Raw genomic sequence first — 18,762 nt, 5'->3', positions numbered from 1 at the left:
CTTAAGGGGGGCGCCAGGGAGATCTAAGTTTAATGGTCAAACAGCATTCTGTGACTGGGCTTGAAGTTAAGTTGGCACCTATGGGCTCTTGGAGTGTCCCTACCTCTGCTTTAATTATGTGTAGTAAAAATTCAAAAACCCGCCCCGTCTACTACTTGCGCTTCAGCAATAGTGCGGCTGTCTTGAGTTCAGTTCCTAAACCCAGCAATACTAGGTACTCCGTTTTAATCTCGCGATAGAAATAGGCAAGATTTACGGGAATGCTTGCCAGTGTCATGTTGGCAAATGTTTCTAAGGTTTGTAAGTATTGAGCAGGCGCGATCGCACTCGCCCAAGCATCCATTAGTACAGTCGAAGCTTGATGGGTAATCAAGGCAATGTCAGCACCCCGAATACCATGACGTTCTAACAGCCGATGGATTAATCTCGGTGGCTCTTTTTCTATAAATTCTACAAACGCTTGCTGACCAGTTGGTGTAATGTGAAAGTACGGTCTGGTGTAAATTTGTTCGGGGTTGTTTTGAAAATCGAAGGCATCACGCGCGATCGCATCTGGTTGCATATACATACAGCCATATACTTTTGTATACACCGAGTTTTCAGCGTCCACTAAAGTAAATTGCGATGGATCTCTGAGCTCACCCACCACTGCCGCCCCCGCTCCATCTGAGGCACTAATACTTTGGGGGGTATGATAGCTCACATAGCGAGTCCAGTTGCAGCCACATACAACCAGTGCGTTTCTCACTTGCCTCGCCCGTACTAGGGCATTTGCCATCAACAGCCCTGTATTAAAATTCGTGTATTCATCGTTAATCGGAAATATCCAAGTTGTGGGCGACAAACCCAGTTGTTGGTGAACTTTAGCTAGTCCATTGGGTGTGAGATACTCAGAAACCGAATCATAGCCTAGTAGCGCGTCAATCTCGCCGATGTTCAATCCTGCATCCTTTATAGCTACCAAGGCAGCCTGTACCATAAGCTCCGTCACACTTTCCCCTGATGACAAGACACGGCGCTCCTTGTAGCCTTTAAACAAATCCTGACCCGGCACAGGATGTTGTTTGAGCCAGTCAAAAATCGGGTCATCATTAGTCCGAATCTGCGACGGTACCGCATAGCCTGTACCGATGATACCAATGCCATCATAGTTAGCCATAGTTCAACCCTCTTCTGTCACCCAATCGGGCGGTTGCAGGCCGAAGTGGTCTTGCAGTAAAATTTCGGCTGTAGATAGGGCTCCTTCCACCCACCCCTGACCATCTGAATAAGCTTCACCGCAAATATACACCGGGACATTCTCTTGCGGATGGACGATTTGCGGGATAACTTCCCAACTTTTGGCGTGGATATTCCAGAAATTAACCGCACCGCCATAGGGATCGTCGCCCCAGTCCATGTAGACAGCGCTATAAGGTTCTGGAATTTCACTTAATCCGTGCATTTCTTTGAGCTGGCGCTGGATTTCTCTCACCATTGCCGCTGGCGCTTTGTAATGATGCCAGTCGGGGGAACCGGAGTAGTCTGAGCCATAGTAACCTGCTTTCGTCTCAAAGGGCGGTTCTTCTTTTTTGTCCCGCAGTCCTTCCCAAAAAGTGACATTGAGGGTATCGTCGTAACTTGCCAACAGCACTGAATTCTGGTTTTGTCGATCGGCTTTGAGCTGTTCTCCTTCTGTGCCCCAATAGTAACATTGCCGCACTGGTAGGTCGGTAACAGATCGCCCTTTCGTGACTTCAACCTTTTCCCACCAAGGTGTGTGGTAGGAGACAAACATTTTAAACATAGGCACTGGTGTCACCGTGCGGATCAGTGTTTGAACTTTACGGTTTCGTGGATCTAAAACCTCGCCTGTCGGATCTAGTAGTTCCAGGGAGCGTCGTGGCATCGCTAAGATTAAGGCGCGAGCGAAGATTTCTATGGTTTCACCTGGTTGATTTTGCCAGATGAGACTCATTTTGACACCGCTGCTACCATCGGGCAACTCTGCTGCTGCAAAGGATTTGAGTCGGTGTTCCAGATAAACTTCTCCGCCTGATTGGACGAATTGTTGGCAGATTTCTAAAGGTATTTGTTCGTAACCTTTAACTATCGCTTTGTAAGTCACATCCGGTGTGAAGTCGCAGTTTAATAAGATGGTGTCGGCGGCGTTCCAGTTTAAGGCGGTGGTATCGTAGCCGCCTGCTTGGTAGGCTAAGGTGTAAGCTTCGTGGGAGAGCGATCGTGCCAACAAATTCCAGAAGCCCCAATTGTAGAGATGTTTGCCCTCAAATTTATGAGTTCTCACAAAATGCCGCAATTCTTCCCCATGTAGTTTGCTAATTCCGGGCATAAGCTGTTCGAGGGCAAAACCAATAAAATTGCTGGGATCTATCCCTTGTTCGGCACTTTTGAGGGCATAGGGCACCAATTTCGGATCGGTAAGTTGAGAAAGGCGTAGGTGTTGGCCTCGCAAATAAGCAATGTTTTCAGGTTCGCTGACGTATAAAGGGCGGGTTTCTAGTTTAAGTTTATTTTCAACTAGCGATCGCACCAGTTTTTGCGATGACATATAACGCATCCCGCCCAATTCGCAGCGGGTGTTTGGCATTCCCGGCGGAGTTACCGATAGCAATCGCCCACCGATGCGGTGGCTACCTTCAAACACGGCAATTTTCAGCCGATCTTCTCCTCGCTTTGAGAGCAGTTGTTCGAGTCGTTCGGATTTTTGAGTTTGGCTAGTCATTAGTCGCCAAGCGCTGTAAACTCCTGATACACCGCCGCCAACGATCGCCACGTCGAGTATTTCGTCTTTCAACATTACATTTACTCTTTTTCTTCCTGGGTATTTATAGTTTGTAGGGCAGAGGCTCAAAAATTTCCAAAGATTATTTTTTATTTATAATTAACCCTAAACGTAAACAACTTACCGATCGCTACTTCTGTTTAATCACGACTATGGTGATATCATCGTAAACCTTTTGCTTGCCAATATGTCGCCGCACATCTGCGATCGCAGCTTCTTTAATAGCTTCGGCCGATTCTTCCCTACACTCGCAGACAACTTCAATAAGTCGTTCTAAACCGTATTGTTCGCGATCCATATCAAACGCTTCTGTAATCCCATCGGTATAGAGAACCACAACATCTCCTGAATGCAACTCAATATCTGTCGAACTCACAAAATCAGCTATATCCGGTTCTAACGCAATGATAAATCCCAAATCCATTGTATCAATTTGCTCCACTTCGCCATCAGCGCGCACGATAATTACTTCCTCATGCTGTCCGCTCAAACGCAGGATATTATCTTGATAATCCAGCAAAGCTAGCGTCATATTTTTCTCACAATTCATCCGAGTTGCGTTGTCAAAAAGCGTCCGATTCACAATATTTAAAAAATTCACAGGATCGGCTTCATTATTAGTTAATAAAGTACGGATAGCCGTTTGTGCCATAATCATTAACACGCCACTTTCTAACCCGTGTCCCGTTACGTCACCAATGCCAATCTTGACGCTACCATTGTGTTGCAGCACGTCATAATAATCGCCTCCTACTTCATCGGCTGGTTCCATAAAACCAGCAATTTCTAACCCTTCAACTTGGCTGAGTTCCTGTTCCCTTGGCAACAGCATTTTCTGTAGGCGGCGCGTCACGTCTAGTTCTGCACTCATGCGAATATTATCTGCTTTCAGTCGTTCGTTGAGTACAGTAATTTGCTGATTGGCTTCCGCAAGGTGAGAGTTAGCTTCAGCTAATTGAGCCGTGCGTTCCTCTACTTTTTGTTCCAAAGTTTGATAAAGTAGTGCATTTTCCAGAGAAATAGCAGCTTGGGAAGAAATGATTTTCAAAACTTCTAACCTGTCTGTAGTAAAAGCACTTGTTGCTAGATTATTTTCTAAATATAGAATGCCGATTAATTTACCTTGATTGAGGATCGCATTGCACGAAATTGACTTGGGGCTATTTTCTAATACATAAGGATCTTTCGTAAATAATCCCTCATTAACAGCATCATTTAAAACCACATCTAACTGAGTTCTAGTCACATAGTTGACTACAGTTATTGGCAACAAATTACTATGGCTAATGGGCACAGATTGCAGGACGCTAACTTCATTATTTGCAATTTCTAAAGCCGCTTCTATTTTTAATTCACCGCGATCGAACAATAAAAGAAAACCTTTTTGCGCGCCGGCATTTTCAATAGCAAGTTTAATCAGCTTTGATAGCAACTTTTCTAGCACAATTTCACCAGAAATCGCTTGAGCCGCTCTCATTACTGTAGCAAAATCTAATACCTCATAACTGTTGCTTTCACTGGTAGTGCGGCTAGCTATAGTAGTTCTCGTGGTTGCGGCTTCAGAGGTTCTCGCCTTCAAGTATGGGTAGGTTTTTTCTAAATGTTTAAGCTTGTGTTGGGCGCCCCATAGTTGATAGCAATAATGAGCTTTTTTAATGTAAATTTCGCCAATCTCTTCTCTTCCCAAAGCCAGATAAAATTCGGCTGCTCGTTCGTAAGAGATTGCTTCTTCCTGGGTATATGAGGATTTTCGAGCTCCTTTAATAGCGCCGTCATAATCTGCCATAGCTTTGGAGATATCGCCTGTAACTCGCGCTGTTTCTGCTGCTACTAAGTCATATTTATGCTGAAAATTCATCGGGGCATTATCGGCCCATACTTTCATTTTTTCTTGATTGCTAGCCACTTTCAAAAGATGCTCTTCTCTTTCTGCATTCGCTGCCATTGGATAAAGTGATAGTCGCGTTAAAGAGTCGTAAAAATAAAAACTTATCACGGCAAAAATTCCCGTTAATCCATCTAAATAAGGTTCCCCTCTGGTCGCATTGTCTAAAGCTTGCTGGTAATTTTTAAACACATAACACAGAATGAGTTTCATAATATGGACGTAGGCAGTACCAGCGCGATCGCCCATTTCTAAACATTCAGCAAGAAATGCTTCCTCCTTGCAAACTTCACCCTCTAAACTACAAGGATTTTCGCAGGGAGAAAGCAAGTTAAGCACCGCTTGCCAAGTCATGCGATTATATTTAATTGATGTTTTTTGCTTGATGTCCGCCATTGCTTTGTCGTAGATAGCAATCTCCCTTTCGGCGGATACTAATTCCATGCCACTGAAATATAAATATTGACATCTTACATTAGCCGCTTCGCCTGCAAAAGAAAAATCTCCCATGACAATCCCGCTTTGATATCCGGCTAAGAAAATATCAAAACACTCCCTAATATGAGCCTTTACGTGAATTGTGAATCCAGCCACCAAATGAAATGTCTTAGCTTTAACTTCTAGGGCATTTAACTGCTGTAATACACGCATAGCTAGTTGGCCGTATTGATAAGAACTCTCCATATCTTGGAATCCACCGTTTAAGATTGTGCCTAAGCCAGCGTAGCCAAAAGGAGAGTTAGTTGTGTTGCCATACTTAATAGATAAATTTACCATTTCGCAGGCTATTAAGGGCAGCAGCGCCGGAGCAACTTGATAAGAAGGGGCGAAGAGAGATGATAATATCCGCATGGCTGCTTGCGGAACAGGTTCTACCATCAAAGGTAGGTCAATTAAATCTTCTATTTTTCGTCCACTTAAGGCAGCATTTGTAGTTGCCATTGCTTGTTGAATGTCTGATAAATGAGGGGATTCTGGCAAATCAACCCCTAAAAGTTTTAGCACATCTATACCGAGTTTAACTAATTCTAATCGTCTTGATTGTGTCGTGAGCGCTGCAATTTTTGTTTCATAGATTCCGGCAATATCTAGCATTGTTTTAGCTTGTTGCAAGGCGATCGCAGCTAAATTTTCCATGCGGTCAAATTCGCCAACTAGCTGTGCAGCTTTTGCCGCTTCTGCATACAATTTTACTGTCAGATTATAGTCGGTTTGCCAACTTGCTTCGGCTAACAGTTCAATGCCAAAGGTTAAATATTTGAAAGCTGATTCGTAGGCGGCTGATGCTAAGGCTTTTTGACCTGCGATCGCATTTAACTCGGCTAGTTCATTTTTTTCTGATTGGTTATCAATTAATTGAGGAGCGAAGTTGAGTTGATTGACGATATCAAATATTTTTTCTTCTCTTTGAGAAAGAGGGGTATTTTGTAATAAAGTTCGTCCTACTTGTTGGTGAACAAGGGATTTTTGCCGATCGGGAATTAAGGAATAAGCTGCTTGTTGAACTCGGTCGTGAATAAATTTGTATTCCACAACTAACTCTGCTTTTAAATCGAAAGGTGTTACCTCTAATTCTACTGACTTGTAGGTATCGCTCAGAGGTACAATTAGCCCTTCGACTGTGGCATTCCGCAAAGATAAAGCCACTTCTGTTAGCGAATTTTCAATGCTGTTAGCTAAAATCTTCAGGTCAAATTGGTTGCCAATGCAAGCAGCTACTTTCAAAACTTCTTGGGTTGCTTCCGGTAATTTTGTAATTTTTCCTGCCATCAATTCAACAACGTTATCGGTAAAACCTCGCTCTTTAATTTGTTCTAAGTTCCATTCCCAACTAACTTGTTGGATATTAAATGTCAATAATTTTTCAGCATACATAGACTTCAAAAATTCATTAACAAAAAAGGGATTTCCCTGGGTTTTGGCAATAACTAATTCAGTCAGGGGTAGGCTGCGCTCGCGCTCGCATTTAAGAGTATCAACAATTAATTGATTGATATGAACTTCTTTCAATGCCGAGATCCTGATAGAATTAACTGTCGTACCGCTTTTCCTAATTTCATCAATAGTTATCATTAATGGGTGACTCGGACTAACTTCATTATCCCGATAAGCTCCTAAAAAAAATAGATATTCGCTTTCTGCTGCTGTCATTAAAAGCTGCATAAGTTTTAGGGAAGCCCCATCAGCCCACTGCAAATCATCAATGAACATTACTAGGGGATGCTCTTTTTGAGCAAATACTCGGATGAATTTTTGAAAGACAAAATTGAAGCGGTTTTGGGCTTCGGCAGGCGGCAAGGATACTACTTCAGGTTGCTTGCCTGCAATCATTTCTACTTCGGGAATAACTTCGACAATAATGCCGCCATTTTCCCCTAAAGCTGCGTTGATTTTTTCTTTCCACTGTTCCAGTTGAGATTCCGTTTCAGTTAATAGTTGCCGCACTAATTCCTGAAAGGCTTTGATCGCAGCCCTGTAGGGAATATTGCGCTGGTATTGCTCGAATTTGCCTGAAATAAAATAACCCTTTTGTTTGGTAATTGGTTTATAAATTTCTTGCACTAGAGATGACTTGCCGATACCGGAATAACCCGCTACAAGCATCATTTCAACCGCCCCTTTCCCTGAACTCGCGACCTCAATATTTTCTCCTGCTACGCGCTCAAAAGCTGCTAGTAAGGTTTCAACTTCTTGTTCTCTGCCGTAGAGTTTTTGGGAAATTTGAAATTTATCTAAAATATCTTGACGACCTAAAGGAAATTCTGATATGCTACCGAAAGATTGTAGTTGCGTGAGACATTCTTCTAAATCAGCTTTAATTCCCCAAGCACTTTGGTATCTTTGCTCCGCAGTTTTGGCTAACAATTTCATTACGAGGTCTGAGACAACTTTAGGTATTTCTGGATTAATTTGATGGGGTGGAGTTGGCTGTTTGGCAATGTGGTAGTGAACTAATTCTAGTGCATCTGTGCTCTCAAATGGCAGTTGATGGGTAAGGAGTTCGTAGAAGGTTGCACCGAGGGAATAAAAGTCTGTCCGGTAATCTAAACTGCGGTTCATTCTGCCAGTTTGTTCTGGTGACATATAGGCAAGAGTGCCTTCTAAGACATTGGGATTTTTCAGAGTGGTGCTTTCGCGGGTTAAAACTGTTGATAGACCAAAATCTATGATTTTGACTTGACCCGTTTCTGGGTTAAGAACAATATTAGAAGGGTTGATGTCTTTATGAATAATATTGGTCGCATGGATTTCACCTAAAATAGCGGTGATATTGACTGCCATTTCCAAAAATTGAAGCAGGGAAAATTTATGTTCATTGATTAATATACTGAGTGACGATCCGCCAAAATCTTCTAAACTCATTACCAGGGTATTCTGATAATTTTCTAAACTGTAAACTTTGGCGACTCCATCAATATTTAAGCTGCGGTTGATTTCATATTCTTGTTTGTAGCGAGTGAGTTGGGCTGGGGTGGGATAGTCCGCTTTGAGAACCTTAAGGATAACTGGTGTCTCACCCTCAAGCTGAATTCCCCGATAAACAAGGGAGTTAAAGCTTTCATGGATTTGGGCGGTGATTTTGTAGTTTGTTAGGGTAATCATAGGGGGAATGGGGAATGGGGAATGGGGAATGGGGAATGGGGAATGGGGAATAACAAATAACAACTGACTAATGACTAATGACTACTGACGAATTGATGCTACAGCCGATCGCAAATTGCCTTGAAACTCGCCCAAAATTCGATCGCACTCTTCCTTCTCCAAATTAGTCCAGTGCATCATCAAAGCTAATTTAACCGACTTGCCGCTTTTTTCCAGCAAAAAACCCGCCTCCTCCCGGCTTAAATCAGTCAAATCCTGCAACATCCGCACAGCCCGATCGCGCAATTTCTTATTAGTCACCGCCACATCAACCATCCGATTGCCGTAAACCTTCCCCAGCTTCACCATTACCCCAGTCGAAAGGATATTCAAAGCCATTTTTGTGACTGTACCGGCTTTCAAGCGCGTCGAACCCGCCACTACCTCCGGGCCAACCAACAACCGAATATCAACATCAGCCTCAAAATTCACCTGTTCGACGGGTACGCAGGCCATAAACACAGTCTTCGCCCCCCGCTGGCGTGCCGCCTGCAAAGCGCCCGCGACAAACGGCGTCGTACCTCCAGCCGTAATGCCGACAACCACATCTAAGTTGGTAATGTGACGGTGGGCGATCGCCTCAGCCCCATCTTCAGCCCGATCCTCCAAATCCTCCGAACTCCGCACCAAAGCCCCCGCACCCCCGGCAATTATGCCCTGTACGAGTTCTGGCGGTGTACAGAAGGTGGGGGGACACTCGGCCGCATCGAGCACCCCCAAACGCCCGGAAGTACCCGCACCGACGTAAAACAGGCGACCTCCTTGACGCAGAGACTCGGCTGCGAAGTCGATCGCTTGGGCTAACTCTTCGCGGGCACGGGCGATCGCGCTTAAGGTTTGGGCGTCTTCGCGGTTGAACAAGTCCACTAATTCGATCGAACTGAGTTGGTCTAATTTCTCGCTGTTGGCATTCACCTGTTCAGTCAGCAGATGGCCCCGTTCTTCCAAATTCTTCATAATTTTTTCTGCGTTATTGGTCATTGGTCATTGGTCATTGGTCATTGGTCATTGGTCATTGATTTAGAGGAAAACCGCAGATAAACGCAGATAAACGCAGATGCTTTTCAAGATTGGAGAGCAATTTTTGCAATTGGAGTCTACTAATGACTGCTGACTAATGACTGCTGACTCTCATAAAAGTCCTTCGAGTCGGCGACGAATAGAATCCAGTTCGTTTTGGGAAACGTCAGAATCCGGCTCCGACTCCGGCTCAAGCTCCGGCTGCCACTGAGTCTGTGTTACATTGTCTTCGGGCGGGATCGCCAGCGCCCCCGCAGGCACAAGTTCCCAATCATAATCAACACTGTCGCAGAACTCCTTAATTTCCTCATCGTCGATCGCCTCGACAGCGGGTTCGGGAAAATCCTGAGCTTCCAACATCACGCCAAAGCGGGTGGCGTCGTCTTCTGACTCAAACATCAGAACTTTATTGCGATCGCCGAGTTGAATGGTATGAATTCCCTCATTCTCGGTGCGGGCATTGAAGAGTAAGACGAACACTCGCATAAGTTTTAAAGACCTTCTTAACCACCGTTTTTTTATCTTAGAAGCGATCGTGCGATTTTAGATTTTAGATTTTAGATTTTAGATTGACTGTCGATTTTAGGTGGTGTTGCGTGTTTTGATTAAGTTCGGTAAAGGTTTCTAGAGTCTACTCTGGAGGGGGACGTGTTTAGATTTTAGATTTTAGATTTTAGATTGACCATCGATCCAGCACTAGCGGGATCGAGAGGATTTAGGGGAGTTGGAGGACTTGGTGTTAGGTCGTGTTGCGTGTTTTGATTAAGTTTAGTAAAGGTTATTGGACTCTGCCCCGGAGTAGGACGTGAATCTTGAAATTCGAGCCTTTGCGAGGACTCTGCTAACGCGCGATCGGCACTTTCAGCCTCTGTTCTGAGTCTACCAAAGGCAGAAGGCACTCTGGCGAATCACAGAGATTATACCTGTCTAAAATCGGCTGATTCCCTATAATTCCTGAATTCTCGGATTTTTGAGAAACACCCATGACTAACTCGGACGATAACAAAAATCAACTCGCACCCCGTCCCCACCGCCGCTGGTGGCGTCTGCTGCTGCTTAGCGGTACGGGATTGGGCATTATCGCCTTGGTTGGGGCGGCGCTAGGATACCAGTGGGTGCGGGAAAAGTTAGCTCCTTTGGTGGAAACTGAAGTCAGTCAGTTGCTGAAGCGGCCTGTGCAACTCGGACGTTTGGAGAGATTTTCTCCGACAAGTTTGCGGTTTGGCCGATCGACTTTACCTGCAACTCCTACCGATCCCGATTATGCTTCTACAGAAGCAGTTGAAGTAAAGTTTTCGGTTTTGCAACTGCTGTTCACCCGCACTCTCAAATTAGATATTACCTTAGTTAAAGCCAACGCTTATATCGAACAGGATGCTCAAGGCCGCTGGGTTAATCTTCCAACTGCGGAGGAGAAATCTCCTGGTTTATTTAAAACTGAAGTTGAGGCAATTCGAGCTGAAAATGTCGCCGCAGTTTTGGTACCCAGTCCCGCAGTCGGACAGAAAACTTCGGCTCCGATTTCTGTAAGTCTGAGAAATGGCAGTGTTCTATTTCGCGACCAAAATCAGCGAGTTCTCTACGAACTAAACGGTCAGTTTACTAATAGCGATAATTTTATAGTAAAAGCAGATTCTCTGTTACCTGCTGCTCAAACTAACGTGCAGTTGCAAGGTCAAAATTTGCCTTTGCCCGACCTCTCTCGCTTGCTGAAACTTCCCGGCATTTATTTGCAAAAAGGTCTGGCTAATGGCAATTTAACCGTGCAATTGCGAGACAATAAAGTATCGGGAATTACCGGAGCGGCTAGTTTTGGGGGAGTGCAAGCGAGTATTTCCCCGCTGAAACAAATCATACAAAATAGCAGCGGTCAATTGCGGTTTCAGGGAACTAATTTGATTGTCGATAGTCTGGCAGCTAATTACGGTTTAATTCCGCTGAGAATAGCAGGAACAGTTGCCACTGGAAATAATTTTAATTTGGAGAACGCTAGCTTCAATCTGACAACTAACGTGCAACCAGTGGCTTTTGCAAGTGTTGTCAGTGCGGTGGAGACAGAGTTAGGGCAGAAAGTAGTATTACCCGTGCCTGTGGCGGGGGAAGTGAAGGCGGATGCCAAGCTGACTGGAACAGTTGCTATGCCGGTGCTGACAGGTACGATCGCCTCGACAAAACCCGCTATAGTCGATCGACTGCAATTAAACAATATTAGCACTAATTTTAAATTGGAACGCGGGAGAATGGCTCAAACCCCACCTCCCAATTCTCAATCTTCTATTCCCCCGTTTTCCTCTTTAGCTTTGACTTTGAGCGATATTTTGGTAGTGCCGGCTGCGGGGGGTAAAATTGTCGGCCAAGGTGAAGTTGATATTGCTTTATCGAGTAAGAATTCGCGATCTGGTTTAGTGTTTGACTTCCAAGTTGAAAATGTACCCGCAGATGCGATCGCCCAAATTTACGATCTCCCAATTCCTGCTACTGTTACTATTGGCACTGTCTCCGCAAAAGCTCAAATTTTCGGCCCGTTAGACAACATTCAAGCGAGAGTTCAATGGCAAGCACCGCAAGCAACTTTCCCCGCTGCGGGCTCCATTCGAGCCGCAAGGAATTCGGCAGATTTGCAAAATACGGTTGTGAAAATTGGCGACGCTTCTGTTAACGTGGATGCTGCGTTAACAGGCAGTCAATGGCAAGCTATGATAGAGGGCAATGGCGTGGATCTCAACAGTTTGGAGCAACTCCTGCCAGACCTTAATTTGCCTCCTGAACTAGCGGGTTTGTTCAGCGGAACTGCCGAAGCTGCGGGAACTCTGGACGAGTTAAGTTTAAATGCGATCGCTGCGACGGGTAAAGGAACGCTGAATATTGCTGACAGTATAGTTGACGTTAATGGCGAACTAGAATCGGGGAATTGGCAAGTTGTTGGCAACACTGAAAAAGTAGCTGTCAATCAATTAATTGATATTGGTTTGCCGTTTTTAACACGGGAAACGACCGCAAATCTAGACAATCTCAAATCAAAAATCCAAAATCTAAAATCGCTCGGCGGACAACTAGCAGGTGAATTTCAAGTCGCGGGAAATGTTGACAATTTGACTGCTGGCGGAATCAATGTTAATGCCAACGGTAGGCTCAACTTTGCCGACAGCAATGTCAATTTACAAGCAGAATTGGTAGCGGGAAACTGGCAAGCAACAGCAGAAACCGATGGCACTTCCATCAACCGCTTGGTAGATTTGACACTGCCAATTTTAGATGTGGCTTCAGCATTCAATCCCGAAAATCAGCAATCTGCCAATCTCAACAATCTAAAATCTAAAATCCAAAATCTAAAATCGATTGACGGACAGCTATCGAGTCAATTTACAGCATCGGGAAGTCTTGACAATTTGACTGCTAGCAGCATCAATGCCAGTGGCAGCGGCAGACTCAATCTTGCCGGCAGTGATGTTAATTTTAAAGGAGAATTGGCAGCGGGAAACTGGCAAGCAACAGCAGAAACCGATCGCACTTCCATCAACCGCTTAGTAAATTTAGGATTGCCGCTGTTAGATGTTGGTTTAGCTTTCACTGCTGACAATCCCCAAACAGTCGCCAATCTCAACAATCTAAAATCCCAAATCCAAAATCTCAAATCGTTAGACGGACAAATATCTAATCAAATTCAAGCCAGCGGCAATCTTGATAATTCAACCGCCCCCGACATAGCCGTCAACAGCAGCGGCCAACTCAATATAGCGGACGGTACTATTGATTTTAGAGGTAAATTAGAAGACAGACGCTGGCAAGCTTTCGCCGATGCCGATCGAGTTATTCTCAGTCGCTTAGAACAAACAATCCGCAATACCCAACTCATTACCCTAGCGGCGACTTTGCCTGAAGGATTAGACGGCAGAATTAACGGCGAATTCCAAGCAGCGGGTAGTTTGGATAACTTGACAGCCAAGGGAATTAGTGCTAGTGGAGAAGGAGTGATTGTGGTCGATCGACTAGGGGCGATCGATACTACGGCCAAATTAGAAAACGGCAACTTGCAAGCATTCCTGGAAACAAACGGAATTGCCGTCAATAATTTAGAACAAACCCTCAAACAAACAGGTTTGCTGACAGCGGATTTACCGCCAGAAATTGAGGGCACCCTCGACGGCCAAGTTCGCATTTTGGGAACAATAGATAATCTAACCGCCAACGGCATCACCGCCACCGGCGACGGACAAATTCGACTCGCCAACGGCGGAGGAATTGTTAATGCTAAAGGCAGCGCCGCATCGGGGAATTGGCGCGCCTCAATCGAGGGGGAGCAAATTGCTCTAAGTCGCTTCCAGCAAGCCTTTGAGTCGCAGCGACAAAGCTTGCAAGCCCAAGGTGTAGTCTCTGGTTCCCAAAATCTCCCCCAGCTTGGAGGACTGTTTAACGGCAATATCAATTTATCCGGCCCGATTGCCGCTTCCCCGCAAACAGTTCGCGCCGGTGGCAGTTTCCGCATCTCGGAATTGCCGTTTTTGAAACAACCTTTTGAGGCAGTATTTAATTGGGACGGCAAACGGGTGGAAATTGAGAACGCCACAACTCCCGGTTTGACAGCAAACGGCTTTGTTAACGTCGAACTCGAAGGTAAAGGAGGGCCCTCAATTTCCAACGTAGATTTGGATGTCAAACTCGCCAACTTTAACCTGGCAGCCTTACCAGCAGAACAACTAGGATTTTTGTCTACAATTGCGGACAAAAATTCCTCACAGCAAAACCTACCCCTGCGCGGCAATGTCGATTTTATCGGCAGCCTCACGGGAACCCCCGCCGCCCTCAACTTAGTTGGCGACGTGGAAGTGCGGAATTTAGCAGTAAATCAAATCGCTTTTGATCCGGTACTGGCGGGGAGTGTGACTGCGGATGCTGGGAAAAGTGTAGATTTGCGTTTGGCCGGAGAGGGCGACAAAATTGAAGTAGCTTTAAATCAATCTTTTCTGCCGACATCTTTCTTAATTCAACGCGGGGAATCGGTCGCTAGGGGCCAAACCGAGGGAGAAACTTTGCGAGTTAATTTAAGCGATTTTCCCCTCGCTGCTTTGAATCTATCACCCGGTAAAGATGCGGGTTTGGGGCCGATAACTGGTACGGTTTCGGGACAAGTAAATGTGCTCGATTGGAAGATGCCGTTAAATCCGGCGACTTTGCAAGCAAGCGGACAAATTGCGATCGCCCAACCGGCGATCGGCTACATTAAAGGTGACAGTTTCCAAGCCGAATTCAGCTACGCTAACGGCGTCGCTACTCTCACAGATGGGATATTCCGCCAAGGCAGCGGTCAATACTTAATTTCCGGCAAGGTTGAAACAGGCGAAAACCCGAAATTTGCCGGGAAAGTTAAGGTACAGGAAGGCAAGTTGCAGCAGGTTTTAGCCGCTTTGCAATATTTCAATTTAGGCGACTTGGCTAGAGGTCTAAAACCTCCCGTTTACGGTGACAGTGGCGACGTGCAAACTGTAGCAGTGGGAGAACCCGAAGCCCCGCTAATCGAACAGTTGCGCCGTTTGGCAGAAATTGAAATACTTTTGCAGCAGCGGCAGCAGGCAGTGGAAAAATCAGAAAAATTGCCTCCCTTATCTCAATTGCAAGGCACTTTTGACGCGGAAATTGCTGTCGCCGGTTCTTTGGAAACGGGTGTGGAAGCTCAATTTGATGTGGAAGGTGATAACTGGCAGTGGGGAGAATATGTCGCTGAAAAGTTCAACCTTGAAGGCAGTTTTCAGGACGGGATTTTAACTGTTTTGCCTCTTGAAATTCGATCGGGCGAAAGTGCGATCGGCTTTTCGGGACAACTCGGACAAAAAGCTCAATCCGGGCAGTTGCGGGTAGAAAATGTCCCCGTGGAAGAGTTAGCAGAACTGGTGGAATTGCCTTTTGTGGATGTCACAGGAAATTTGAATTTGCGGGCGAATTTGGCCGGCAGTTTGGAAAACCCGCAAGCCACCGGGGAATTGAGTTTGGTTGAGGGTACGCTAAACGGAGAACCGATTAAACAAGCCGACGCCAGTTTCAGTTACAGCAATGCCCGCCTGAATTTTGGCGGCAGCGCTTTGGTAACTCAAACCGAACCAATTGAAGTGCAGGGAAGTTTGCCTTTTGAGTTGCCGTTTGCAGCCGTGAAAGCTGACAGCAATCAAATTGATTTGAGGGCGAATTTGCAAAATGAAGGTTTGGCAATTATTAATGTATTGACTCCGCAAGTTGCGTGGGTCAGTGGCCAGGGACAGGTGCAAATTCGCGTGGGAGGAACGCTGCAAGACCCTGTAGCGCAAGGAATTGCGAATTTTGAAAATGCAACCGTCCGCGCGCAAGCCTTCCCAGAACCGCTGACAGGGCTAACTGGAACGGTGCGCTTTGAGGGCGATCGTATTCGGGTAGAAGGAATTCGGGGACAGTTGAGTCAGGGACAAGTTGTGGCCCAGGGTGTAATTCCGCTGTCTGTGCCTTTTGCTGAGGGCGATGTCGATGTGGCTAATCCCCTGACTGTGAATCTCGACAAGTTGGCAGTGAATCTCAGAGGATTGTACAGTGGCGGCGTAGTCGGTCAAGTGCAGGCAAGGGGCACGGCTAGACGCCCGCAGTTGAGCGGTAATATTGAACTGTATAACGGTGAAGTATTTCTGCGGAGTCCCGGCGCCGGCGGCGTAACTGAGTTAGCTTCTTCCTCTTCTGATTCTGATTCCACATCTTCCCCTTCCCCTGCGACTGAGGTTTCTGATTCCCCTACAACTGAGGTTTCTGCTTCTCCTGCAACTGCTACTTCCCCTTCCTTTGAAGTTGGATTGAACGATTTGCGGCTGAATTTGGGCCGGGGAATTCGGGTAACAAGTGCGCCGATATTGAGTTTTCAGGCGACTGGGGGTTTGACGGTGAATGGAACTTTAGATGACCTTCGCCCGGAGGGTACGATTCGGTTGACTTCCGGGTCTGTGAATTTGTTTACAACGCAGTTTAGACTCGATCGAGGATACCCGCAGACTGCTACCTTTGTACCAACACAAGGACTCGATCCGACGCTAGATGTGAGATTAGCAACTTCGGTGCAGGAAGTAACGCGGTTCCGCACTCCCGGCACATCTGTAGCCTCTGAAATAGCAGACGAACCGACAACTTTCGGCAATGTGCGGAGTGTCCGAATTCAAGCGTTAGTGCAGGGAAGGGCTTCTCAGTTGGCGGAAAGTCTGGAGTTGAGGAGTTCTCCGAGTCGATCGGAAACAGAGATTGTAGCGCTATTAGGCGGCAGTTTCGTGCAGACTTTGGGGCAGGGAGACAGTACACTGGCGATCGCAAATTTAGCCGGTGCGGGTTTATTAAACAACCTTCAATCTGCGGTTACAAACGCCACAGGATTGAGCGAATTTCGCTTATTTCCCACTCGAATTAGAGGCAACGAAGCACAAAGTGCTAGTTCCAGTTCAGGTGCGGGTTCTCTCGGTTTAGGTTTAGAAGTTGGGTTTGACATCACGCGCAATATTTCAGCATCAATCATTCGAGTTCTGTCAGCCAATCAACCGACAGAATTTACTGTGCGCTATCGATTGAGCGATAAAATTTTACTCAGAGGTTCGAGTAATTTTCAAGGAGACAATCGCGTAACTGCTGAATATGAATTGAGGTTTTAGGCATCAGCCAACAGCCCACAGCCAACAGTTACCAATTTCTCAGTAATTTGCTATAATAGTTAATAGCAGCAAATTGGTGCTGCTAACCCCACACACAAGGTTATAGGAGTTAAGTCAAATGGCAAACAAACTCCAAGTAAAAACAGAGTCGATCGGCTACAGCGACTTGTACTGGAACCGCTTTAGTCCGAGAGTTGCGACTATCAGCAGTGTCCGCAACGCCAATCATTGGGACGGCGGATTTATCACCTATATTGCATTTCCCACAAAAGTAGAAGCTACAGCAGCAATGAAATATTTGCTCTTGCATCAAAAAGCTGCTGATGTCGATATGCGGAAAGCCAAGCGAATGAAAGCAAAAGGCATTCGGTGGGAACTCAAAATTCGGGGTTTAGCTTTTAATGAAGTGCTGAAGGTAGCGACGATGGATATAACTACTGGAAAGCTAGTGATGTCCGCTGCACCTACTACTCAAGCCACAGGCTGATAAAAGCATTCAGATAACAGGTTGGGTTGAGACAACAAAACCCAACCCTTCCAATATTTGTCAATATCCACCTTCCTCTCTTTTCTCCTCCTCTGTGTCCTCAGCGCCCTCTGCGGTTCATAAAAAATTTCTATAAAATCTATGCGTTTCATCAGCCCCAAAACAGACTTTGCATTCAAAAAAATATTCGCTTCTTCCGAACATCCAGAAATTCTCATCAGCTTCCTAAATGCAATGCTGTATAACGGAGAACCAACCATCCAAGAATTAGAAATAATTGACCCTTATTCAGCAGGAAGCGTTACAGGATTGAAAGACACTTACCTAGATGTCAAAGCCAAGATTACCGGAAACAAAACCGTGATTGTGGAAATGCAGGTACTCAACGTCGCCGCCTTTGAAAAACGGGTAGTGTACAATGCAGCCAAAACCTATTCTACTCAACTCAAAGCCGGAGAAGGTTATTTAAAGTTAAATCCAGTGATTGCTTTAACCATCACCGACTTTATCTTATTTGAGAACACCGAAAAACTAATCTCTAACTTTGAATTCGCTGAAACAGAAGAGAAATTCGTCTATCCCAACTGCGAGTTAAAATTAGTGTTTGTCGAGTTACCGAAATTCAAAAAAGAATTGAATGAACTCGAAAATCTGCCGGAAAAATGGATTTACTTTATGAAAAATGCGCCCTCTTTGGAAGCAGTACCAGAGACATTGGGGTCTATTGAAGAGATTAATACCGCGCTGAGAATTGCCAACCGAGCAAATTTGACACTAGACGAATTGAATGATGTAGACAAGCGAGAAATGTTTATCCAAGACCAAATCGGGTCTGTGATGAAAGGGATAGAAATTGGTCTACAACAGGGGATTGAACAGGGAATACAACAGGGAATCGAACAAGGAATCGAACAAGGAATTGAAAGGGGTAAAATTGAGGGGGAAATAGGATTAATTATGCGTCTACTGGTGAGGCGGGTGGGTGAGGTTACACTGGAAGTTCAAACTCGTATCCAGGGATTATCTGCGGAAAAGTTAGATGATTTGGGAGAAGCTTTGTTGGATTTTAGGAGTCCAGAGGATTTGATTGCGTGGTTGGAGTCTGCGGCGGGATGAACTGATGAGTTAAACAGAGAATCAATCGATTTTAGATTTTAGATTTTAGATTTTAGATTAAAGAATTGAAGCATTGACCCCACGGATAAATTCGGGGGGCAAGTTTCATCGGATACAGGTTTTTTATTTCTGGACGGATGAATCCGGGGGCTTGTATCCTGGACGCTTTCGCTGAGGG

At 45.4% G+C, this 18,762-nt stretch carries 8 protein-coding genes; 3 read left to right on the top strand and 5 right to left on the bottom strand.

All coding sequences use genetic code 11. From position 1 onward, the window contains the following. Positions 1 to 151: 151 nt before the first annotated feature. The 5 genes from QUB77_RS07790 to QUB77_RS07770 all read right to left on the bottom strand — a co-directional run bounded on the left by QUB77_RS07790 (position 152) and on the right by QUB77_RS07770 (position 9,818). Entirely contained in the window at positions 152 to 1,159 is a 1,008-nt protein-coding gene (locus QUB77_RS07790; protein WP_333171010.1) for a 3-oxoacyl-[acyl-carrier-protein] synthase III C-terminal domain-containing protein, read from the bottom strand. 3 nt (positions 1,160 to 1,162) lie between these two features. Next, positions 1,163 to 2,800, bottom strand: coding sequence for an FAD-dependent oxidoreductase (locus QUB77_RS07785; protein WP_333171008.1), 1,638 nt, complete (start codon positions 2,798 to 2,800; stop codon positions 1,163 to 1,165). Positions 2,801 to 2,915: 115 nt separating this feature from the next. Continuing rightward, positions 2,916 to 8,273 (bottom strand): AAA family ATPase, encoded by a 5,358-nt coding sequence (locus QUB77_RS07780; RefSeq protein WP_333171005.1) that lies wholly within the window; start codon positions 8,271 to 8,273, stop codon positions 2,916 to 2,918. Between the two features lie 81 nt (positions 8,274 to 8,354). Next, positions 8,355 to 9,269, bottom strand: coding sequence for an N-acetylmuramic acid 6-phosphate etherase (gene murQ, locus QUB77_RS07775; protein WP_333171003.1), 915 nt, complete (start codon positions 9,267 to 9,269; stop codon positions 8,355 to 8,357). A 174-nt stretch (positions 9,270 to 9,443) separates the two neighbouring features. Then, positions 9,444 to 9,818, bottom strand: coding sequence for a DUF3110 domain-containing protein (locus QUB77_RS07770; protein WP_006633173.1), 375 nt, complete (start codon positions 9,816 to 9,818; stop codon positions 9,444 to 9,446). 497 nt (positions 9,819 to 10,315) lie between these two features. Between QUB77_RS07770 and QUB77_RS07765 the strand changes: the two genes are divergently transcribed. The 3 genes from QUB77_RS07765 (at position 10,316) to QUB77_RS07755 (ending at position 18,584) form a co-directional block, all read left to right on the top strand. After that, positions 10,316 to 16,981, top strand: a complete 6,666-nt coding sequence (locus tag QUB77_RS07765) for a translocation/assembly module TamB domain-containing protein (protein WP_333171000.1) — start codon at positions 10,316 to 10,318, stop codon at positions 16,979 to 16,981. Between the two features lie 118 nt (positions 16,982 to 17,099). Further along, on the top strand, positions 17,100 to 17,468 hold the full coding sequence (locus QUB77_RS07760) for a hypothetical protein (protein WP_333170998.1): 369 nt from the start codon (positions 17,100 to 17,102) through the stop codon (positions 17,466 to 17,468). Positions 17,469 to 17,609: 141 nt separating this feature from the next. Further along, entirely contained in the window at positions 17,610 to 18,584 is a 975-nt protein-coding gene (locus QUB77_RS07755; protein ID WP_333170996.1) for an Rpn family recombination-promoting nuclease/putative transposase, read from the top strand. Positions 18,585 to 18,762 lie beyond the last annotated feature (178 nt).

Source organism: Microcoleus sp. AT9b-C3 (assembly GCF_036705485.1).
Taxonomy (GTDB): domain Bacteria; phylum Cyanobacteriota; class Cyanobacteriia; order Cyanobacteriales; family Microcoleaceae; genus Microcoleus.
This window is presented reverse-complemented; position numbering and strand designations above follow the sequence as displayed.

What these genes read in the sequence shown, in the direction of transcription:
- QUB77_RS07790 (WP_333171010.1), bottom strand. Translation starts at nt 1,159, where the DNA reads ATGGCTAACTATGATGGCATTGGTATCATCGGTACAGGCTATGCGGTA.
- QUB77_RS07785 (WP_333171008.1), bottom strand. Translation starts at nt 2,800, where the DNA reads ATGTTGAAAGACGAAATACTCGACGTGGCGATCGTTGGCGGCGGTGTA.
- QUB77_RS07780 (WP_333171005.1), bottom strand. Translation starts at nt 8,273, where the DNA reads ATGATTACCCTAACAAACTACAAAATCACCGCCCAAATCCATGAAAGC.
- murQ (WP_333171003.1), bottom strand. Translation starts at nt 9,269, where the DNA reads ATGAAGAATTTGGAAGAACGGGGCCATCTGCTGACTGAACAGGTGAAT.
- QUB77_RS07770 (WP_006633173.1), bottom strand. Translation starts at nt 9,818, where the DNA reads ATGCGAGTGTTCGTCTTACTCTTCAATGCCCGCACCGAGAATGAGGGA.
- QUB77_RS07765 (WP_333171000.1), top strand. Translation starts at nt 10,316, where the DNA reads ATGACTAACTCGGACGATAACAAAAATCAACTCGCACCCCGTCCCCAC.
- QUB77_RS07760 (WP_333170998.1), top strand. Translation starts at nt 17,100, where the DNA reads ATGGCAAACAAACTCCAAGTAAAAACAGAGTCGATCGGCTACAGCGAC.
- QUB77_RS07755 (WP_333170996.1), top strand. Translation starts at nt 17,610, where the DNA reads ATGCGTTTCATCAGCCCCAAAACAGACTTTGCATTCAAAAAAATATTC.